Here is a 15121-nt window from a genome sequence, read left to right on the forward strand (position 1 = left end):
AACGGTAGTGATGGCAGCAGTCAGGGTAGTTTTACCATGGTCAACGTGGCCGATAGTACCAACGTTGACGTGCGGTTTTGTACGTTCAAATTTTTCTTTAGACACGGCTATATTCCTTACTATAGTGCTCTCCCCTTCGGAGAGAGCACGGGACTTAGGTTTTAATCCTGTGGATTATTTACCACGGGCTTCAATAACGGCCTGAGCAACGTTGTTCGGCGCATCATCATACTTCAGGAATTCCATGGTGTATGATGCACGACCTTTGGTCAGAGAACGCAGCTGAGTTGCATAACCGAACATTTCGGACAGCGGTACTTCAGCGTGGATCTTAACGCCGGTTACTTCGGATTCCTGACCGCGCAGCATACCGCGACGACGGCTCAAGTCACCGATAACGTCACCAGTGTTCTCTTCCGGAGTTTCTACTTCAACCTTCATGATCGGCTCAAGCAGAACTGGTTTTGCTTTCTTAAAGCCTTCTTTAAAGGCAATAGACGCAGCCAGTTTAAACGCCAGCTCAGAGGAGTCAACGTCGTGGTAAGAACCGAAGTGCAGACGGATACCCATATCAACTACCGGGTAACCTGCCAGCGGACCAGCTTTCAGCTGTTCCTGGATACCTTTATCAACGGCCGGGATGTATTCGCCAGGAATTACACCACCTTTGATGTCGTTGATGAACTCGTAACCTTTCGGGTTAGAGCCCGGCTCCAGCGGGTACATGTCGATCACAACGTGACCGTACTGACCACGACCACCAGACTGCTTGGCGTGTTTACCTTCGATATCGGTAACTTTCGCGCGAATTGCTTCACGGTAAGCAACCTGAGGTTTACCGACGTTCGCTTCAACGTTGAATTCACGCTTCATACGGTCAACGATGATGTCGAGGTGCAGCTCACCCATACCGGCGATAATGGTCTGGTTAGACTCTTCGTCAGTCCATACGCGGAAAGACGGGTCTTCTTTAGCCAGACGACCCAAAGCCAGACCCATTTTTTCCTGGTCAGCTTTGGTTTTCGGCTCAACGGCGATGGAGATTACCGGCTCAGGGAATTCCATACGCTCCAGAATGATCGGCGCATCCGGGTTACACAGGGTGTCACCAGTAGTTACGTCTTTCAGACCGATTGCAGCAGCGATGTCGCCCGCGCGAACTTCTTTGATCTCTTCACGTTTGTTAGCGTGCATCTGTACGATACGACCGAAACGCTCACGTGCAGCTTTCACGGAGTTCAGTACGGTATCACCAGAGTTAACCACACCGGAGTACACGCGGAAGAAGGTCAGGTTGCCCACGAACGGGTCAGTAGCGATTTTGAACGCCAGTGCAGAGAACGGCTCGTCGTCGCTTGCGTGACGCTCAGCCGGAGTATCTTTACCGTCGTCCAGGATGCCGTTGATCGCCGGAACGTCAACAGGGGATGGCAGGTAGTCAATTACCGCATCCAGCATCGCCTGAACACCTTTGTTCTTGAACGCAGAACCACAGGTTACCAGGATGATTTCGTTGTTCAGAACGCGCTGACGCAGAGCTTTTTTGATCTCTTCTTCAGTCAGTTCTTCACCACCCAGGTATTTTTCCATCAGCTCTTCAGAAGCTTCAGCTGCGGACTCGATCAGGTTCTGGTGCCATTCGTCAGCCAGATCCTGCATGTCAGCCGGGATATCTTCGTATTCGAAGGTTACGCCCTGGTCTGCATCGTTCCAGTTGATGGCTTTCATTTTCACCAGGTCAACAACGCCGGTGAAACCTTCTTCAGCACCAATTGCCAGCTGCAGCGGAACCGGGTTCGCGCCCAGACGGGTTTTGATCTGACCAACAACTTTCAGGAAGTTAGCGCCCATGCGGTCCATTTTGTTAACGAACGCGATGCGCGGAACTTTATATTTGTTTGCCTGACGCCATACGGTTTCAGACTGCGGCTGAACACCACCAACTGCGCAGTAAACCATTACCGCACCATCAAGAACACGCATGGAACGTTCTACTTCGATAGTGAAGTCAACGTGCCCCGGGGTGTCGATGATGTTTACACGGTGCGGTTCATACTGCTTAGCCATACCAGACCAGAATGCAGTAGTCGCAGCGGAAGTGATGGTGATACCACGTTCCTGCTCCTGCTCCATCCAGTCCATGGTAGCGGCGCCGTCATGAACTTCACCGATTTTGTGGTTTACACCGGTGTAGAACAGAATACGTTCGGTAGTAGTGGTTTTACCGGCGTCGATGTGCGCACTGATACCGATGTTACGGTAGCGTGCGATGGGTGTTGTACGAGCCATTTGATTCCTCGTTTATTTCTTTAGGCGTTCAGTTAAGTTATCCAGAGCGGGCGACTCATCTGAAGCGCCCGCCTGGTGACTATGACTCCGAAGGGATTACCAACGGTAGTGAGCGAACGCCTTGTTGGCTTCGGCCATACGGTGAACGTCTTCACGTTTCTTAACTGCAGTACCTTTGTTGTCTGCAGCATCAGTGAGTTCGTTCGCCAGGCGCAGAGCCATGGATTTATCACCGCGTTTACGAGCAGCTTCAACGATCCAACGCATTGCCAGGGCATTACGACGGACCGGACGAACTTCAACTGGAACCTGATAAGTAGAACCACCTACGCGGCGGGACTTAACTTCGACAGTCGGGCGCACGTTTTCGAGCGCAACTTCGAAGGCTTCCAGTTCAGATTTACCAGAACGCTGAGCCAGGGTCTCCAGCGCGCTGTATACGATAGTTTCTGCAGTAGATTTTTTACCATCTACCATCAGGATATTGACAAATTTAGCCAGCAGTTCTGATCCGAACTTCGGATCCGGCAGAATTTTACGCTGACCAATGACGCGACGACGTGGCATGGAAATACTCCGTTGTTAATTCAGGATTGTCCAAAACTCTAAGAGTTTAGTATGACATTAAGATAAATCAGTTTGGCCTTACTTAACGGAGAACCATTAAGCCTTAGGACGCTTCACGCCGTACTTGGAGCGAGCCTGCTTACGGTCTTTAACGCCGGAGCAGTCAAGCGCACCACGAACGGTGTGGTAACGAACACCCGGAAGGTCTTTAACACGACCGCCACGGATCAGGATCACGGAGTGCTCCTGCAGGTTGTGACCTTCACCACCGATGTAGGAGGTGACTTCGAAACCGTTAGTCAGACGCACACGGCAAACTTTACGCAGTGCGGAGTTCGGTTTCTTAGGAGTGGTGGTATATACGCGAGTACATACGCCACGTTTCTGCGGGCAGGCTTCCAGCGCTGGCACGTTGCTCTTTGCAACTTTGCGCGCGCGTGGTTTGCGTACCAGCTGGTTAATTGTTGCCATTAAATAGCTCCTGGTTTTAGCTTTTGCTTCGTAAACACGTAATAAATCGCCTCATATATTATGAGGACGCAGAATTTTAGGGCGGTGCCGAAAAGGTGTCAAGAAATATACAACGATCCCGCCATCACCAGGCCAACTGACCGGCATGTTTGACTGTGAGTCTGACGAAATCAGTATAGCTAACCCTGCCGACACTGTCCGCAATTTGACCAGTTAGCCCGCGGGCGTCAACGTCGTCTTGCAGCACGTAAAGGGTTATGGGGGCGGATTGCAGGATCTCAAGGAAGCGACCGCCGGCGATAGCCGCCGCGACGCCATCAGACAGCAGTAACAGATCGTCACCCTGCTCCATCAAGCGAAGCATTGCTGCGATATCGGCATGCCAGGGAGAAACACTGAGCGTATGGAGCATGGGGGCCTCAGAAACGCAAAATCACATCAAATTCATGCAGACGGGCGCGCAGGGCATCCGGCGCCAGGCATTCGACATCCACCACCCACGGGGTCGCGGGGTCCAGGCCGCGCTCTCGCGCCGACTCGGCGCACAGCCAGCACTGGTCGATATCATATAGCGACAGCAGTTTAAAAGTGGCGATGTAATCGCGGGCCAGCACAGCGCCAGGCCGCTGGGCGGGCAACAGCTGAAACACGCCGTCGCCCACGAAAAATACGCCAATCTCGTCGGTGAGGGCGGAAGTGGCTAATAAGGCGTCGAGGCCTTCCCTGCCGGCGGCGCTGCCGTGCGGTGCGGAGGAAAAAACGAAAGCCACACGTTTCATCAAAACTGTACCATCCGATCGCAAGTAAGCGCCGCTTCCGCCAGCGCGCCAAGTCCGCTCAACGTAAAACCCGGCTGCAGATTATGGCCAGGCAGAGCGAGCTGTTGCGCTTCGCGCTCGTCCGTTACGCCACGACGCAGGGCGGCCGCCACGCAGATATGCAGCGCGACGCCGTGCTCATCGTGGAGGGATTGCCACCCGCGCACCAGATCGAACTCATCGCTGGCGGGCGCCGTCAGCTGGTTAGCGTTAAGCACGCCTTCGCGATAGAAAAAAACGCACGCCAGCTCATGGCCTTCCTGCAGCACGGCCTGCGCAAATTGCCAGGCGCTGCTCGCCTGCTGCGTGCCATAGGCAGGGCCGGTCACCGTGAGGGCAAAACGCATTACTTATCCAGCCCCTGGAAATCGCCGCTTTTGAACTGGCGAATATAGAGGTAGACGGTGTGCTTGGAGATGTTCAGACGATCGGCCACCTGGTTAATGGCGTCTTTAATATCGAAGATCCCTTTCTCGTAGAGATTCAGCACGATTTGACGGTTTTTAGCATTGTTGGACACGCTGCGATCGGCATTCACCTCTTCGATGGTAAATTCCAGAGTCTGGGCGACCAGATCGTCAACCGAGGAAGCAAAGTTCACCGGCGAGTTAACCTCGGGCGTTTCTGGCGGAATAAAGGTGCTCATGATCTGGGAAAACGGCACATCCAGATTCATATTGATGCACAGCAGACCAATCACCCGGTGATCGCGGTTGCGGATGGCAATCGTCACCGACTTCATCAGGACGCCGCTTTTGGCGCGGGTAAAGTAGCATTTGGAAACGCTGCTATCGGCGCCCGTCATATCGTGCAGCATGCGCAGCGCAAGATCGGTAATCGGTGAACCGATTTGGCGGCCGGTATGTTCACCATTGGCGATACGGATGGCAGAGCATTTCAGATCCTGCAAAGAATGCAGCACGATTTCACAGTGCGAACCGATGAGCATCGCCAACCCGTCCACCACCGCTTCATAAGATTTAAGAATATCGAAATCGGTCTGGTCAAAGGGACGTTGATCCAGCAGGTCAAGCTCGCTGGTTTCGTTGGTTAAAAGCGACCTGGACATGAAAAAAAGCACTCCTTTTCAGGAGCCTGTCGTTATTGTCAGGGCAGGCTCATCATCATTATTAAGCTATCTAAAGTAATACAGCGCCTGAGGATCTTTCCAGTTTTAATTATATCTGCGCTCAATAAAAAAGCCGCCGCCTCTGACGAGACGGCGGCCTGAACCCGATTACTTCTTAGCGTCAGCTTTCGCGTCCGCGGCTTTCGCATCGCCAGCGGCTTCCGGCTGAGCATCTGCCTTCGGCGCCGGTTTGATATCCAGCAGCTCTACATCAAAGACCAGCGTAGAGTTGGCCGGGATGCCCGGGACGCCGGTTTTGCCGTAGGCCAGATCTGGCGGAATGACCAGCTTGATTTTGCCGCCTTTCTTGATGTTCTTCAGGCCTTCAGTCCAGCCCGGGATCACCCCGTCGAGACGGAAAGAGAGCGGCTCGCCGCGGGTATAAGAGTTATCAAACTCTTTGCCGTCGATCAGCGTACCTTTGTAGTTAACCACCACGGTGTCGCTGTCTTTCGGCGCATCGCCAGTGCCTTCTTTCTCGACTTTATACAGCAGGCCAGTTTTCGACGTTTTCACGCCCTTCTCTTTGGCAAAGCTGTCACGGAAAGCTTTACCTTTGGTTTCGTTCTCAGTGGCGTCTTTTTCCATTTTCTGCTGAGCCGCGGTCTTCACGCGCGTTTCAAAGGCCTGCAGAGTCTGTTCGATCTCCTGGTCGGACAGTTTGCTCTTATCGGCAAACGCGTCCTGTACGCCGGCGATCAGCTGGGCTTTATCCAGCTTAATGCCGAGTTTTTCTTGTTCTTTCAGGGAGTTTTCCATGTAACGCCCCAGGGACGCGCCCAGCGCATAGGCCGATTTCTGATCGTCATTTTTAAATGCCGATTTACTCTCAGCCGCCGGGGCTGCTTTCGCCGCGGTATCTGCAGCAAAGGTCAGCGGTGCATTCAGGGCGACGGCCATTGTGGTCGCCAGCAACGTTACTTTAAACAGTGATTTCATCCATTTCTCCAGGGCCGGGGCCTCTCACCCCAGGGTTATCGTAAAAAGCAAAAAACGTACTATAGAACGTCGCCGTTAAAATCTACATACGGACGTTCCTGAATATCGCCTCTTTTAGGACTATTTTTGTATGAATAAGTTTCCTGTAGGACGCAGCGATGCTGCGCGCCGGGGGAAACTTAAGTAGAATCCGCCCGCAGGATCAGACTAAAGAGGTTACCCATGCACGATAGCACATTAGAAACGCGCCTTGCGGAGCTGGAAAGCCGGCTGGCGTTTCAGGAAATCACCATCGAAGACCTCAATAAAACCGTGACCGCCCACGAGATTGAGATGGCGAAGATGCGCGAGCATATGCGTCTGATGATCGAGAAGCTGAAGGCGACCCAACCCTCCCATATCGCCTCCCAGGCCGAAGAGACGCCGCCGCCGCATTATTGAGGCGTAAAAAAAGCGGGTCTCCCCGCTTTTTTGTCGTCTTCGTGCCGAAGCGCGAAGATTAGTGGCAACCGCAGCCACCGTGGCCGCCGCAACCGCCTTTACCATGGTCGTGGTCGTGACCGTGACCGCCGCAGCAGCCATCGTGACCATGATCGTGGTCGTGATCATGACCATGCGCGCCGTGCACGTGACCGTGCTCCAGCTCTTCAGCGGTCGCTTCGCGGATGGCGACAACTTCCACATTGAACTTCAGGTTCTGGCCTGCCAGCATGTGGTTGCCATCAACCACAACGTGGTCGTCTTCAACTTCAGTAATCTCTACTGGTACCGGACCCTGATCGGTTTCCGCCAGGAAGCGCATGCCAACCTGCAGTTCATCAACGCCCATGAAGACGTCTTTCGGTACACGCTGCACCAGGTTTTCGTCATACTGACCGTAAGCGTCGTTAGCGCCAACGGCTACGTCAAATTTGTCGCCCACTTCGTGGCCATCCAGCGCGTTTTCCAGGCCGGAAATCAGGGAGCCGTGACCGTGCAGGTAATCCAGCGGCGCGCTTACCGGAGACTCATCAACCAACACACCGTCTTCTGTACGTACCTGATAGGCCAGGCTGACCACCAGGTCTTTTGCTACTTTCATGATATCTCCTGAGATGGGAAGAATAGTGGCGCAGATTGTAGCGGAATTCTGCTGCCGTGTACCCTTTAGCTTAAAAAAAGCCGACGGATAACGCTAGTCGGGATGAAAAATGCCAATCACCTGCTCCTCTTTGCGTACATGCTCACGGGCCTCTTTATCCGCCTCACGCATCTGATGACCGCACTTAACGCATTCAACAACATCGACATTATTTTCACGCCACATCGCCAGTGAATCCTGCGCCTGGCACGCCGGACATTTCGCCCCGGCAATAAAACGTTTACGTACTGCCATATGATTTACCTTTATTCAAACTCGTCCCAGCCGTCCAGCTGCCGGCTCTCTTTCTGCATTTCGCGCTGAAAAATCTCTTCCAGTTCGCGCCGGGCTTCCCGCACGCGTGATATCTGTACCGTATCAGTATGCACCGGCATTAACTCACGCAGCATTCGCATATCGAGGCGTCGGAAGTGCAGCTGCGCGCGCTGGGCCTGGTGAGGATGCATCCCGAGGGTGATGAGCGCTTTACGCCCCAGCTCCAGCGCGCTGGAGAAAGTCTCACGGGAAAACTGCGTCACGCCGGCCTGCAGAAGCTCATGCGCCTCGACGCGCCCGCGAGCGCGCGCCAGGATGTGCAGATGTGGAAAGTGTTGTTGACACATCTCCACCAGCCGCATGGTGTCTTCCGGCTCATTACAGGTAATGACGATCGACTGCGCCTCCTCCGCCCCCGCCGAGCGCAGCAGTTCCAGCTGGGTGGCGTCGCCAAAATAGACTTTATAGCCATAGTTGCGCATCAGATTCACCGCGCTGATGTCTCGCTCCAGCACCGTAATACGCATCTTATTGGCCATCAGCAGGCGACCGATGACCTGGCCGAAACGGCCAAAGCCAACAATAATCACCTGCGGTTTATCGTCCTCTACCCACGGCGCCTCATCGGTATCCTCTGCTGGATTCAGGCGTCGCGACAGTATCTTATCGATCCCTTTCATCAGCAGCGGCGTGGTCATCATCGACAAGGTGACGGCCACCAGCAGCAGGGCCATCTGGTCGTGCTGGAACAACCGCTGAGAAGCGGGCAGCGAAAAGAGAACAAACGCGAACTCGCCGCCCTGGCTTAATACGCCCGCAAACTGCATACGCTCGGAACTCCGCAGGCCATAGAGACGGGCCAGCAGATAGAGCACCAGCATTTTTACCGCCACCAGCACCGCCACGCTCACCGCCACCCACAGCAGATGGGTGTACAGCACGCCAAGGTTCAGCGCCATACCGACCGAGATAAAGAACAACCCAAGCAGCAGCCCCTTGAACGGATCGATGGCGATCTCCAGTTCATGGCGATACTCACTTTCCGCCAGCAGCACGCCGGCGATAAAGGTACCCAGCGCCATCGACAGCCCCAGCGCCTCCATAAACAGGGCTGATCCAAGGACCAGCAGCAGCGTGGCGGCAGTGAACACTTCCCTGACCCCGGAGCTGGCGATAAAGCGGAACACCGGCCGCAGTAAATAGCGTCCGCCAATCAGCATCCCGGCAAACGCCAGGACCTTCATGCCGACCGTTAGCCAGTTCACATGCTCATCCGCGGAACCCGCCAGCAGAGGCACCAGCGCCAGCGCCGGGATCACCGCCAGATCCTGAAACAGCAGGACCGAAAAGCCTAACTGCCCTGATTCGCTGCGGCTCATTCCCTTCTCGCGCATCAGCTGCAGTGCCATCGCGGTAGAGGACATCGCCAGGCCGATCCCGCCGACCACCGCCGCCTGCCATGAAAATCCTGTCGTCATCAACAGACCGCCGAGGATCGCCGCGCTGAGCATCACCTGCGCCGCGCCAACGCCGAAGATGGAGCTTCGCAGCCGCCATAGCTTGGCGGGATTGAGCTCCAGGCCGATGATAAACATCAGAAACACCACGCCGAGTTCAGAGAAATGGAGAATTTCATCCACATCGCTGATAAACCCGAGCCCCCACGGACCAATGGCGATCCCGGCCAGCAGATAGCCCAGCACCGCGCCAATCCCCAGTCTTGAAGCCAGAGGGACGGCGATAACGGCCGCGAACAAAAACAGCACCCCTGCCAGCAGCAAATCAAATCCCGCCATGGACACCTCCGGCGGCAAGGGGGTTGGCCAGCCAGTCCCGATAGGCCAGGGCGCGGCTGCGTAGCTCCTCTGGCTGTTGCCGCCGGGCCCAGTAGACGATAATGGGGCTCATCCAGTGCATACGGCACATGCCGGCGGTCAGTTCAAAAGGACGTAAAATATCGTTCATCGGATAGCGATTCGCATCGCGACGGTAGGCGCTCTCAGGTTCGCCGGTGGTGATCACGCTGCGCCAGTACTTTCCCGCCAGTTCGTTCCCTCCGGCGCCGCTGGCGAAGCCGCGGCTTAAGACACGATCCAGCCACTCCTTGAGCAGCGCCGGACAGCTCCAGGTATATAAAGGATGCTGGAAAACGATCACCTCATGCTGGCGCAGCAGGTCCTGTTCGTGAGCAATATCGATAAAAAAATCCGGATAGTGCGCGTAGAGATCGTGCACGGTGACGTTTGGCAACTGTAAGGCCGGTTGTAATAAAACCCGGTTGGCCACGGAATCCTGAGATTCTGGGTGGGCATACAGCAGCAACACTTTCGCTGTCTGAGACATCATTCCCCTCCCGTAGGTCTTCTGGCGGCCTGCACAGCCCTGGCGTTTTGACACAGCCAGAATGACTTTGTGTATCGTCTTCGTTTTGGGCTACCATGGCGGCCCGGTGAAGCGATTCGCTTCCACACTACATTATCATAATGACAAATTAACATAGTCTGAACATACGGCGCCTTATGATTGTTTTCTCCTCGTTACAAATTCGTCGCGGCGTACGCGTCCTGCTGGACAACGCCACCGCTACCATCAACCCTGGCCAGAAGGTCGGTCTGGTGGGGAAAAACGGCTGCGGGAAATCGACGCTGCTATCGCTTTTGAAAAACGAGATAAGCGCTGACGGCGGCAGTATGACCTTTCCCGGCAACTGGCAGCTGGCCTGGGTGAATCAGGAAACCCCGGCCCTGCCGCAGCCGGCAATCGATTATGTCATTGACGGCGATCGCGAATATCGCCAGCTGGAAGCCGCGCTCCAGCAGGCTAACGAGCGCAACGACGGCCATGCCATCGCCACCGTCCACGGCAAGCTGGACGCCATCGACGCCTGGACCATCCGCTCCCGCGCCGCCAGCCTGCTGCACGGCCTGGGTTTCAGCAATGAACAGCTCGAGCGGCCGGTCAGCGATTTTTCCGGCGGCTGGCGTATGCGTCTTAACCTCGCGCAAGCGCTGATCTGCCGCTCCGATCTGCTGCTGCTCGATGAACCGACTAACCACCTCGACCTTGATGCGGTGATCTGGCTGGAGAAGTGGCTGAAGGGCTACACGGGGACGCTGATCCTGATCTCCCACGATCGCGATTTCCTCGATCCTATCGTCGACAAAATTATCCATATCGAACAGCAGACGATGTTTGAGTACACCGGCAACTACAGCTCGTTTGAAGTGCAGCGCGCCACCCGGCTCGCTCAGCAGCAGGCGATGTACGAAAGCCAGCAGCAGCGTGTCGCGCATCTGCAAAGCTATATCGATCGCTTCCGCGCCAAAGCCACCAAAGCCAAGCAGGCGCAGAGCCGTATTAAAATGCTGGAGCGGATGGAACTCATCGCCCCGGCGCACGTGGATAACCCGTTCCACTTCAGCTTCCGCCAGCCGGAGAGCCTGCCAAACCCGCTGCTGAAGATGGAGAAAGTCAGCGCCGGCTATGGTGAGCGTATTATCCTCGACTCCATTAAGCTCAATCTGGTGCCGGGGTCGCGTATCGGCCTGCTGGGCCGCAACGGCGCAGGGAAATCGACGCTGATTAAGCTGCTGGCTGGCGAACTCCAGCCCGTGAGCGGCGAGATCGGCCTCGCCAAAGGCATCAAGCTCGGCTACTTCGCCCAGCATCAGCTGGAGTTCCTGCGCGCCGATGAGTCGCCGCTGCAGCACCTGGCGCGCCTGGCGCCGCAGGAGCTGGAGCAGAAGCTGCGTGATTATCTTGGCGGCTTTGGTTTCCAGGGGGATAAGGTCAGCGAAGAGACCCGCCGCTTCTCCGGTGGAGAAAAGGCGCGTCTGGTGCTGGCCCTGATCGTCTGGCAGCGCCCTAACCTGCTGCTGCTCGACGAACCGACCAACCATCTCGACCTCGATATGCGTCAGGCCTTAACCGAAGCGCTGATCGACTTTGAAGGGGCGCTGGTAGTCGTATCGCACGATCGCCACCTGATCCGCTCCACCACCGACGATCTGTACCTTGTCCACGATGGTAAAGTCGAACCGTTCGACGGCGATCTGGACGATTATCAGCAGTGGCTCAGCGACTCGCAAAAACAGGAGTCCCAGAGCGGCGACACGCCAAAAGAGAGCGGCAACAGCGCGCAAGCGCGCAAAGACCAGAAGCGTCGGGAAGCGGAGCTGCGCAGCCAGACCCAACCGCTGCGCAAAGAGATCGCCCGTCTGGAGAAAGAGATGGACAAGCTCAACGCGCAGCTGGCCAGTGCGGAAGAGAAACTTGGCGACAGCGAACTCTACGACGCCTCGCGGAAAGCGGAACTGACTGAATGCCTGCAGCAGCAGGCCAGCGCGAAATCCGGGCTGGAAGAGTGCGAAATGGCCTGGCTGGAGGCTCAAGAGCAGCTGGAGCGCATGCTTCAGGAAGGCTAACGCCGCCTCATCATTCTGCCTGCGACGGCGCGGGCAGAATGGGTTTCTGCCATTCCCATGCTCAGGCCATCAATGACATCAATGGTTTGTTTTCGGTGTCACCGGGCGTCATTGGCCACAAGACCACATATTGGCTAACTCCCGCGCGCCCTGCGCGGTATAGTCATCATCACGTTTATTAATTATTCTGGTGCTATGGTTGAAATCATCCCCACAGACATGACGCCCCCCGAAAACGATTCGCGTGAGTTCCATCCCATGCGCGGCGTGGGCAATCGTCATCTGCAAACCATGCTGCCGCGGCTGATCCGCCGTAAATTGCGCTTTACCCCGCACTGGCAGCGCCTTGAGCTGCCGGACGGCGATTTTGTCGATCTCGCCTGGAGCGAAGACCCGCACCAGGCGCGCCACAAGCCGCGCCTGGTCGTCTTTCATGGTCTGGAAGGGAGTCTGCACAGCCCGTATGCCCATGGCCTGATCCACGCGGCGATGCAGCGCGGCTGGCTGGGCGTGGTCATGCACTTTCGCGGCTGCAGCGGCGAACCTAACCGCAATCACCGCATCTATCACTCCGGCGAAACGGAAGATGGCACCTGGTTTCTCCACTGGCTGCAGCGCGAGTTTGGCCCCGCGCCGACCGCCGCCGTCGGCTATTCGCTGGGCGGCAACATGCTGGGCTGCCTGCTGGCAGAAGAAGGCGACCGCTGCCCGCTGGATGCGGCGGTGATCGTTTCCGCGCCTTTCATGCTGGAAGCCTGCAGCTATCATATGGATAAGGGCTTCTCGCGAGTTTATCAGCGCTATCTGCTCAATCTGTTAAAAGCCAACGCCTCACGTAAGCTGAAAGCGTATCCTGGCTCGCTGCCCGTCGATTTACGCCAGCTCAAAGGGATGCGCCGCATCCGGGAATTTGACGATATGATCACCGCCAAAATCCATGGCTTCGCCGATGCGCTGGATTATTACCGGCAATGCAGCGCCATGCCGCGGCTCAGCGATATCACTAAGCCGACGCTCATCATCCATGCGAAAGACGACCCGTTTATGGACCACCACTCCATTCCCCCGCAGGAGCAACTGCCGGCGAACGTTGAGTATCAATTGACTGAACAAGGCGGCCACGTCGGCTTCGTCGGCGGCACCCTGCGTAAACCGGAGATGTGGCTGGAAAGACGCATTCCCGACTGGTTAAACCGCTGGCTGGAGGTTCCCGTATGATTATTCCCTGGCAGGATCTGGATCCCGAAACGCTGGATAACCTGATTGAAAGCTTTGTGTTACGCGAAGGCACCGATTATGGTGAACATGAACGTTCACTTGCCGATAAAGTCGCCGATGTAAAACAGCAGCTGAAACGCGGAGAGGCGGTCCTCGTGTGGTCGGAACTGCATGAGACGGTCAATATTATGCCGCGCGCCCTGTTTAACGGCTAAGGCGACGCCACTACATCGTTTAACCAGGGAGTTGTTATGTCTGCCAAACATCCGGTGATCGCCGTCACGGGCTCCAGCGGCGCGGGCACTACCACCACCAGCCTCGCCTTTCGCAAAATCTTCGCGCAGCTAAATCTGCACGCCGCGGAGGTGGAAGGCGACAGCTTTCATCGCTACACCCGCCCGGAAATGGACATGGCGATCCGCAAAGCGCGGGATCAGGGCAAACATATCAGCTACTTTGGCCCGGAGGCGAACGACTTCGGCCTGCTGGAGCAGACCTTTGTCGACTATGGCCGCCATGGCAAAGGCCAGTCGCGTAAATACCTGCACACCTATGACGAAGCCGTGCCGTGGAATCAGGTGCCAGGAACCTTCACCCCATGGCAGCCGCTGCCGGAGCCGACGGACGTGCTGTTCTATGAGGGGCTGCACGGCGGGGTTGTCACGCCGCAGCATGATGTCGCCAGCCATGTCGACCTGCTGGTCGGGGTCGTGCCTATCGTTAACCTGGAGTGGATCCAGAAACTCATTCGCGACACCAGCGAACGCGGCCACTCCCGGGAGGCGGTGATGGACTCCGTCGTCCGATCGATGGAAGATTACATCAACTTCATCACCCCGCAGTTTTCCCGCACCCATATCAATTTCCAGCGCGTGCCGACGGTGGACACCTCCAACCCGTTTGCCGCGAAGGCGATCCCCTCTCTGGACGAGAGCTTTGTGGTGATCCATTTCCGCAATCTGCAGAACATCGACTTCCCCTGGCTGCTGGCGATGCTACAGGGCTCGTTTATTTCGCACATGAACACCCTGGTGGTGCCGGGCGGTAAAATGGGGCTGGCGATGGAGCTTATTATGGCGCCGCTGGTCGAGCGTCTGATGGAAGGCCGAAAGATCGGCTAACAGAAAAAACCCCGGCCAGGCCGGGGTTGAGATCATTCACATCAGCAGGCGAAGACTACGCCTCGATCACTTCATAGGAGTGGGTGATCTTCACCGCTTTTTCCAGCATCAGCGCCACCGAGCAGTATTTCTCTGCCGACAGATCCACCGCACGGGAGACTGCGGCATCTTTCAGCGCCTTACCGGTGACGATAAAGTGCAGATTAATATGCGTGAACAGGCGCGGCGCCTCTTCCCGACGCTCAGAGGTCAGCTTCACTTCGCAGTTGGTCACGTCGTGACGCCCTTTTTGCAAAATAGAGACCACATCGATCGCACTGCAACCGCCCGCCGCCATCAGCACCATCTCCATCGGGCTGGGCGCCTTATCTCCGGAGTTGCCATCCATCAGAATCTGGTGTCCTGACGCGGACTCCCCGATAAAGGTTAACCCTTCAACCCATTTCACACGCGCTTGCATAAAATTTAACTCCAGTATCGCAATATTCCTGTCAGATTACGCGCACATAACAATTCTCGCAACGGAAGGCGACCTGCGTCATGCTGAAGCGAGACACCAGGAGACATGCGGCGAAAGCTATGCTAAAACAGTCTGGATGCTACAGTAATACATTGATGTACTGCATGTATGCAGAGGAGTTCACATTACAGGCTGTCGAAAAATCATCAGCCAGCTTCCCAGGTATAGGGAAACAATACGATTGCATGCCCGGACGCCGTGTAGTGTCGGCGCCCGGAGATAGCTTATA

Annotated in this window: 19 protein-coding genes; 5 read left to right on the top strand and 14 right to left on the bottom strand. The window is 56.0% G+C overall.

Annotated elements, in window-relative coordinates; genetic code table 11:
• From ACOI6Z_RS16660 to fkpA, 9 genes are all read right to left on the bottom strand, one after another.
• Window positions 1-105, bottom strand: a 105-nt coding sequence (locus tag ACOI6Z_RS16660; RefSeq protein WP_005651251.1) for a GTP-binding protein, incomplete at its 3' end; no start/stop codon positions are given.
• Window positions 106-174: 69 nt separating this feature from the next.
• Window positions 175-2289 carry an elongation factor G gene (gene fusA, locus ACOI6Z_RS16665; RefSeq protein WP_023291175.1) on the bottom strand — a complete coding sequence of 705 codons (2115 nt, stop codon included), beginning with the start codon at window positions 2287-2289 and terminating at the stop codon, window positions 175-177.
• A 96-nt stretch (window positions 2290-2385) separates the two neighbouring features.
• A complete protein-coding gene (gene rpsG, locus ACOI6Z_RS16670) occupies window positions 2386-2856 on the bottom strand; it encodes a 30S ribosomal protein S7 (protein WP_002920113.1) in 471 nt (156 codons plus the stop codon).
• A gap of 96 nt (window positions 2857-2952) precedes the next feature.
• Complete coding sequence (rpsL, locus tag ACOI6Z_RS16675; RefSeq protein WP_002920115.1) at window positions 2953-3327, bottom strand: 30S ribosomal protein S12; 375 nt, start codon at window positions 3325-3327, stop codon at window positions 2953-2955.
• Between the two features lie 124 nt (window positions 3328-3451).
• Window positions 3452-3739: a sulfurtransferase complex subunit TusB gene (tusB, locus tag ACOI6Z_RS16680; RefSeq protein ID WP_004202221.1), complete on the bottom strand. Its 288-nt coding sequence runs from the start codon at window positions 3737-3739 to the stop codon at window positions 3452-3454.
• A 7-nt stretch (window positions 3740-3746) separates the two neighbouring features.
• Window positions 3747-4106 (bottom strand): sulfurtransferase complex subunit TusC, encoded by a 360-nt coding sequence (tusC, locus tag ACOI6Z_RS16685; protein WP_032454214.1) that lies wholly within the window; start codon window positions 4104-4106, stop codon window positions 3747-3749.
• Window positions 4106-4492 carry a sulfurtransferase complex subunit TusD gene (tusD, locus tag ACOI6Z_RS16690; RefSeq protein WP_002920128.1) on the bottom strand — a complete coding sequence of 129 codons (387 nt, stop codon included), beginning with the start codon at window positions 4490-4492 and terminating at the stop codon, window positions 4106-4108. Before tusD ends, tusC begins: the two co-directional genes overlap by 1 nt.
• Window positions 4492-5214 (bottom strand): helix-turn-helix transcriptional regulator, encoded by a 723-nt coding sequence (locus ACOI6Z_RS16695; protein ID WP_002920130.1) that lies wholly within the window; start codon window positions 5212-5214, stop codon window positions 4492-4494. Before ACOI6Z_RS16695 ends, tusD begins: the two co-directional genes overlap by 1 nt.
• Window positions 5215-5382: 168 nt before the next feature.
• Entirely contained in the window at window positions 5383-6213 is an 831-nt protein-coding gene (gene fkpA / locus ACOI6Z_RS16700; RefSeq protein ID WP_004202215.1) for an FKBP-type peptidyl-prolyl cis-trans isomerase, read from the bottom strand.
• 222 nt (window positions 6214-6435) lie between these two features.
• Between fkpA and ACOI6Z_RS16705 the strand changes: the two genes are divergently transcribed.
• The gene (locus tag ACOI6Z_RS16705; protein ID WP_002920136.1) at window positions 6436-6654 is read left to right on the top strand and encodes a protein SlyX; all 219 of its coding nucleotides are present in this window, start codon (window positions 6436-6438) and stop codon (window positions 6652-6654) included.
• A 58-nt stretch (window positions 6655-6712) separates the two neighbouring features.
• Here the strand turns inward: ACOI6Z_RS16705 and slyD are convergent, their stop codons facing one another.
• From slyD to kefG, 4 genes are all read right to left on the bottom strand, one after another.
• Window positions 6713-7294: a peptidylprolyl isomerase gene (gene slyD, locus ACOI6Z_RS16710; RefSeq protein WP_065812620.1), complete on the bottom strand. Its 582-nt coding sequence runs from the start codon at window positions 7292-7294 to the stop codon at window positions 6713-6715.
• A 93-nt stretch (window positions 7295-7387) separates the two neighbouring features.
• Window positions 7388-7588, bottom strand: coding sequence for a YheV family putative zinc ribbon protein (locus ACOI6Z_RS16715; protein WP_002920143.1), 201 nt, complete (start codon window positions 7586-7588; stop codon window positions 7388-7390).
• 11 nt (window positions 7589-7599) lie between these two features.
• Entirely contained in the window at window positions 7600-9405 is a 1806-nt protein-coding gene (gene kefB, locus ACOI6Z_RS16720) for a glutathione-regulated potassium-efflux system protein KefB (protein ID WP_004202210.1), read from the bottom strand.
• On the bottom strand, window positions 9392-9955 hold the full coding sequence (gene kefG / locus ACOI6Z_RS16725; RefSeq protein ID WP_004202208.1) for a glutathione-regulated potassium-efflux system ancillary protein KefG: 564 nt from the start codon (window positions 9953-9955) through the stop codon (window positions 9392-9394). Before kefG ends, kefB begins: the two co-directional genes overlap by 14 nt.
• Before the next feature lie 173 nt (window positions 9956-10128).
• Between kefG and ACOI6Z_RS16730 the strand changes: the two genes are divergently transcribed.
• From ACOI6Z_RS16730 to ACOI6Z_RS16745, 4 genes are all read left to right on the top strand, one after another.
• Entirely contained in the window at window positions 10129-12033 is a 1905-nt protein-coding gene (locus ACOI6Z_RS16730; RefSeq protein ID WP_050533983.1) for an ABC transporter ATP-binding protein, read from the top strand.
• A 219-nt stretch (window positions 12034-12252) separates the two neighbouring features.
• Complete coding sequence (locus ACOI6Z_RS16735) at window positions 12253-13251, top strand: hydrolase (RefSeq protein ID WP_072096663.1); 999 nt, start codon at window positions 12253-12255, stop codon at window positions 13249-13251.
• Entirely contained in the window at window positions 13248-13466 is a 219-nt protein-coding gene (locus ACOI6Z_RS16740) for a YheU family protein (protein WP_002920151.1), read from the top strand. Before ACOI6Z_RS16735 ends, ACOI6Z_RS16740 begins: the two co-directional genes overlap by 4 nt.
• Window positions 13467-13502: 36 nt before the next feature.
• Complete coding sequence (locus ACOI6Z_RS16745) at window positions 13503-14372, top strand: phosphoribulokinase (protein WP_004202201.1); 870 nt, start codon at window positions 13503-13505, stop codon at window positions 14370-14372.
• Between the two features lie 55 nt (window positions 14373-14427).
• Here ACOI6Z_RS16745 and ACOI6Z_RS16750 read toward each other — a convergent pair whose 3' ends face one another.
• The gene (locus tag ACOI6Z_RS16750) at window positions 14428-14832 is read right to left on the bottom strand and encodes an OsmC family protein (RefSeq protein ID WP_023291180.1); all 405 of its coding nucleotides are present in this window, start codon (window positions 14830-14832) and stop codon (window positions 14428-14430) included.
• Window positions 14833-15121 lie beyond the last annotated feature (289 nt).

The organism is Klebsiella sp. C239, from assembly GCF_048822715.1.
Lineage (GTDB): Bacteria > Pseudomonadota > Gammaproteobacteria > Enterobacterales > Enterobacteriaceae > Klebsiella > Klebsiella quasipneumoniae.

What these genes read in the sequence shown, in the direction of transcription:
- fusA (WP_023291175.1), bottom strand. Translation starts at nt 2,289, where the DNA reads ATGGCTCGTACAACACCCATCGCACGCTACCGTAACATCGGTATCAGT.
- rpsG (WP_002920113.1), bottom strand. Translation starts at nt 2,856, where the DNA reads ATGCCACGTCGTCGCGTCATTGGTCAGCGTAAAATTCTGCCGGATCCG.
- rpsL (WP_002920115.1), bottom strand. Translation starts at nt 3,327, where the DNA reads ATGGCAACAATTAACCAGCTGGTACGCAAACCACGCGCGCGCAAAGTT.
- tusB (WP_004202221.1), bottom strand. Translation starts at nt 3,739, where the DNA reads ATGCTCCATACGCTCAGTGTTTCTCCCTGGCATGCCGATATCGCAGCA.
- tusC (WP_032454214.1), bottom strand. Translation starts at nt 4,106, where the DNA reads ATGAAACGTGTGGCTTTCGTTTTTTCCTCCGCACCGCACGGCAGCGCC.
- tusD (WP_002920128.1), bottom strand. Translation starts at nt 4,492, where the DNA reads ATGCGTTTTGCCCTCACGGTGACCGGCCCTGCCTATGGCACGCAGCAG.
- ACOI6Z_RS16695 (WP_002920130.1), bottom strand. Translation starts at nt 5,214, where the DNA reads ATGTCCAGGTCGCTTTTAACCAACGAAACCAGCGAGCTTGACCTGCTG.
- fkpA (WP_004202215.1), bottom strand. Translation starts at nt 6,213, where the DNA reads ATGAAATCACTGTTTAAAGTAACGTTGCTGGCGACCACAATGGCCGTC.
- ACOI6Z_RS16705 (WP_002920136.1), top strand. Translation starts at nt 6,436, where the DNA reads ATGCACGATAGCACATTAGAAACGCGCCTTGCGGAGCTGGAAAGCCGG.
- slyD (WP_065812620.1), bottom strand. Translation starts at nt 7,294, where the DNA reads ATGAAAGTAGCAAAAGACCTGGTGGTCAGCCTGGCCTATCAGGTACGT.
- ACOI6Z_RS16715 (WP_002920143.1), bottom strand. Translation starts at nt 7,588, where the DNA reads ATGGCAGTACGTAAACGTTTTATTGCCGGGGCGAAATGTCCGGCGTGC.
- kefB (WP_004202210.1), bottom strand. Translation starts at nt 9,405, where the DNA reads ATGGCGGGATTTGATTTGCTGCTGGCAGGGGTGCTGTTTTTGTTCGCG.
- kefG (WP_004202208.1), bottom strand. Translation starts at nt 9,955, where the DNA reads ATGATGTCTCAGACAGCGAAAGTGTTGCTGCTGTATGCCCACCCAGAA.
- ACOI6Z_RS16730 (WP_050533983.1), top strand. Translation starts at nt 10,129, where the DNA reads ATGATTGTTTTCTCCTCGTTACAAATTCGTCGCGGCGTACGCGTCCTG.
- ACOI6Z_RS16735 (WP_072096663.1), top strand. Translation starts at nt 12,253, where the DNA reads ATGACGCCCCCCGAAAACGATTCGCGTGAGTTCCATCCCATGCGCGGC.
- ACOI6Z_RS16740 (WP_002920151.1), top strand. Translation starts at nt 13,248, where the DNA reads ATGATTATTCCCTGGCAGGATCTGGATCCCGAAACGCTGGATAACCTG.
- ACOI6Z_RS16745 (WP_004202201.1), top strand. Translation starts at nt 13,503, where the DNA reads ATGTCTGCCAAACATCCGGTGATCGCCGTCACGGGCTCCAGCGGCGCG.
- ACOI6Z_RS16750 (WP_023291180.1), bottom strand. Translation starts at nt 14,832, where the DNA reads ATGCAAGCGCGTGTGAAATGGGTTGAAGGGTTAACCTTTATCGGGGAG.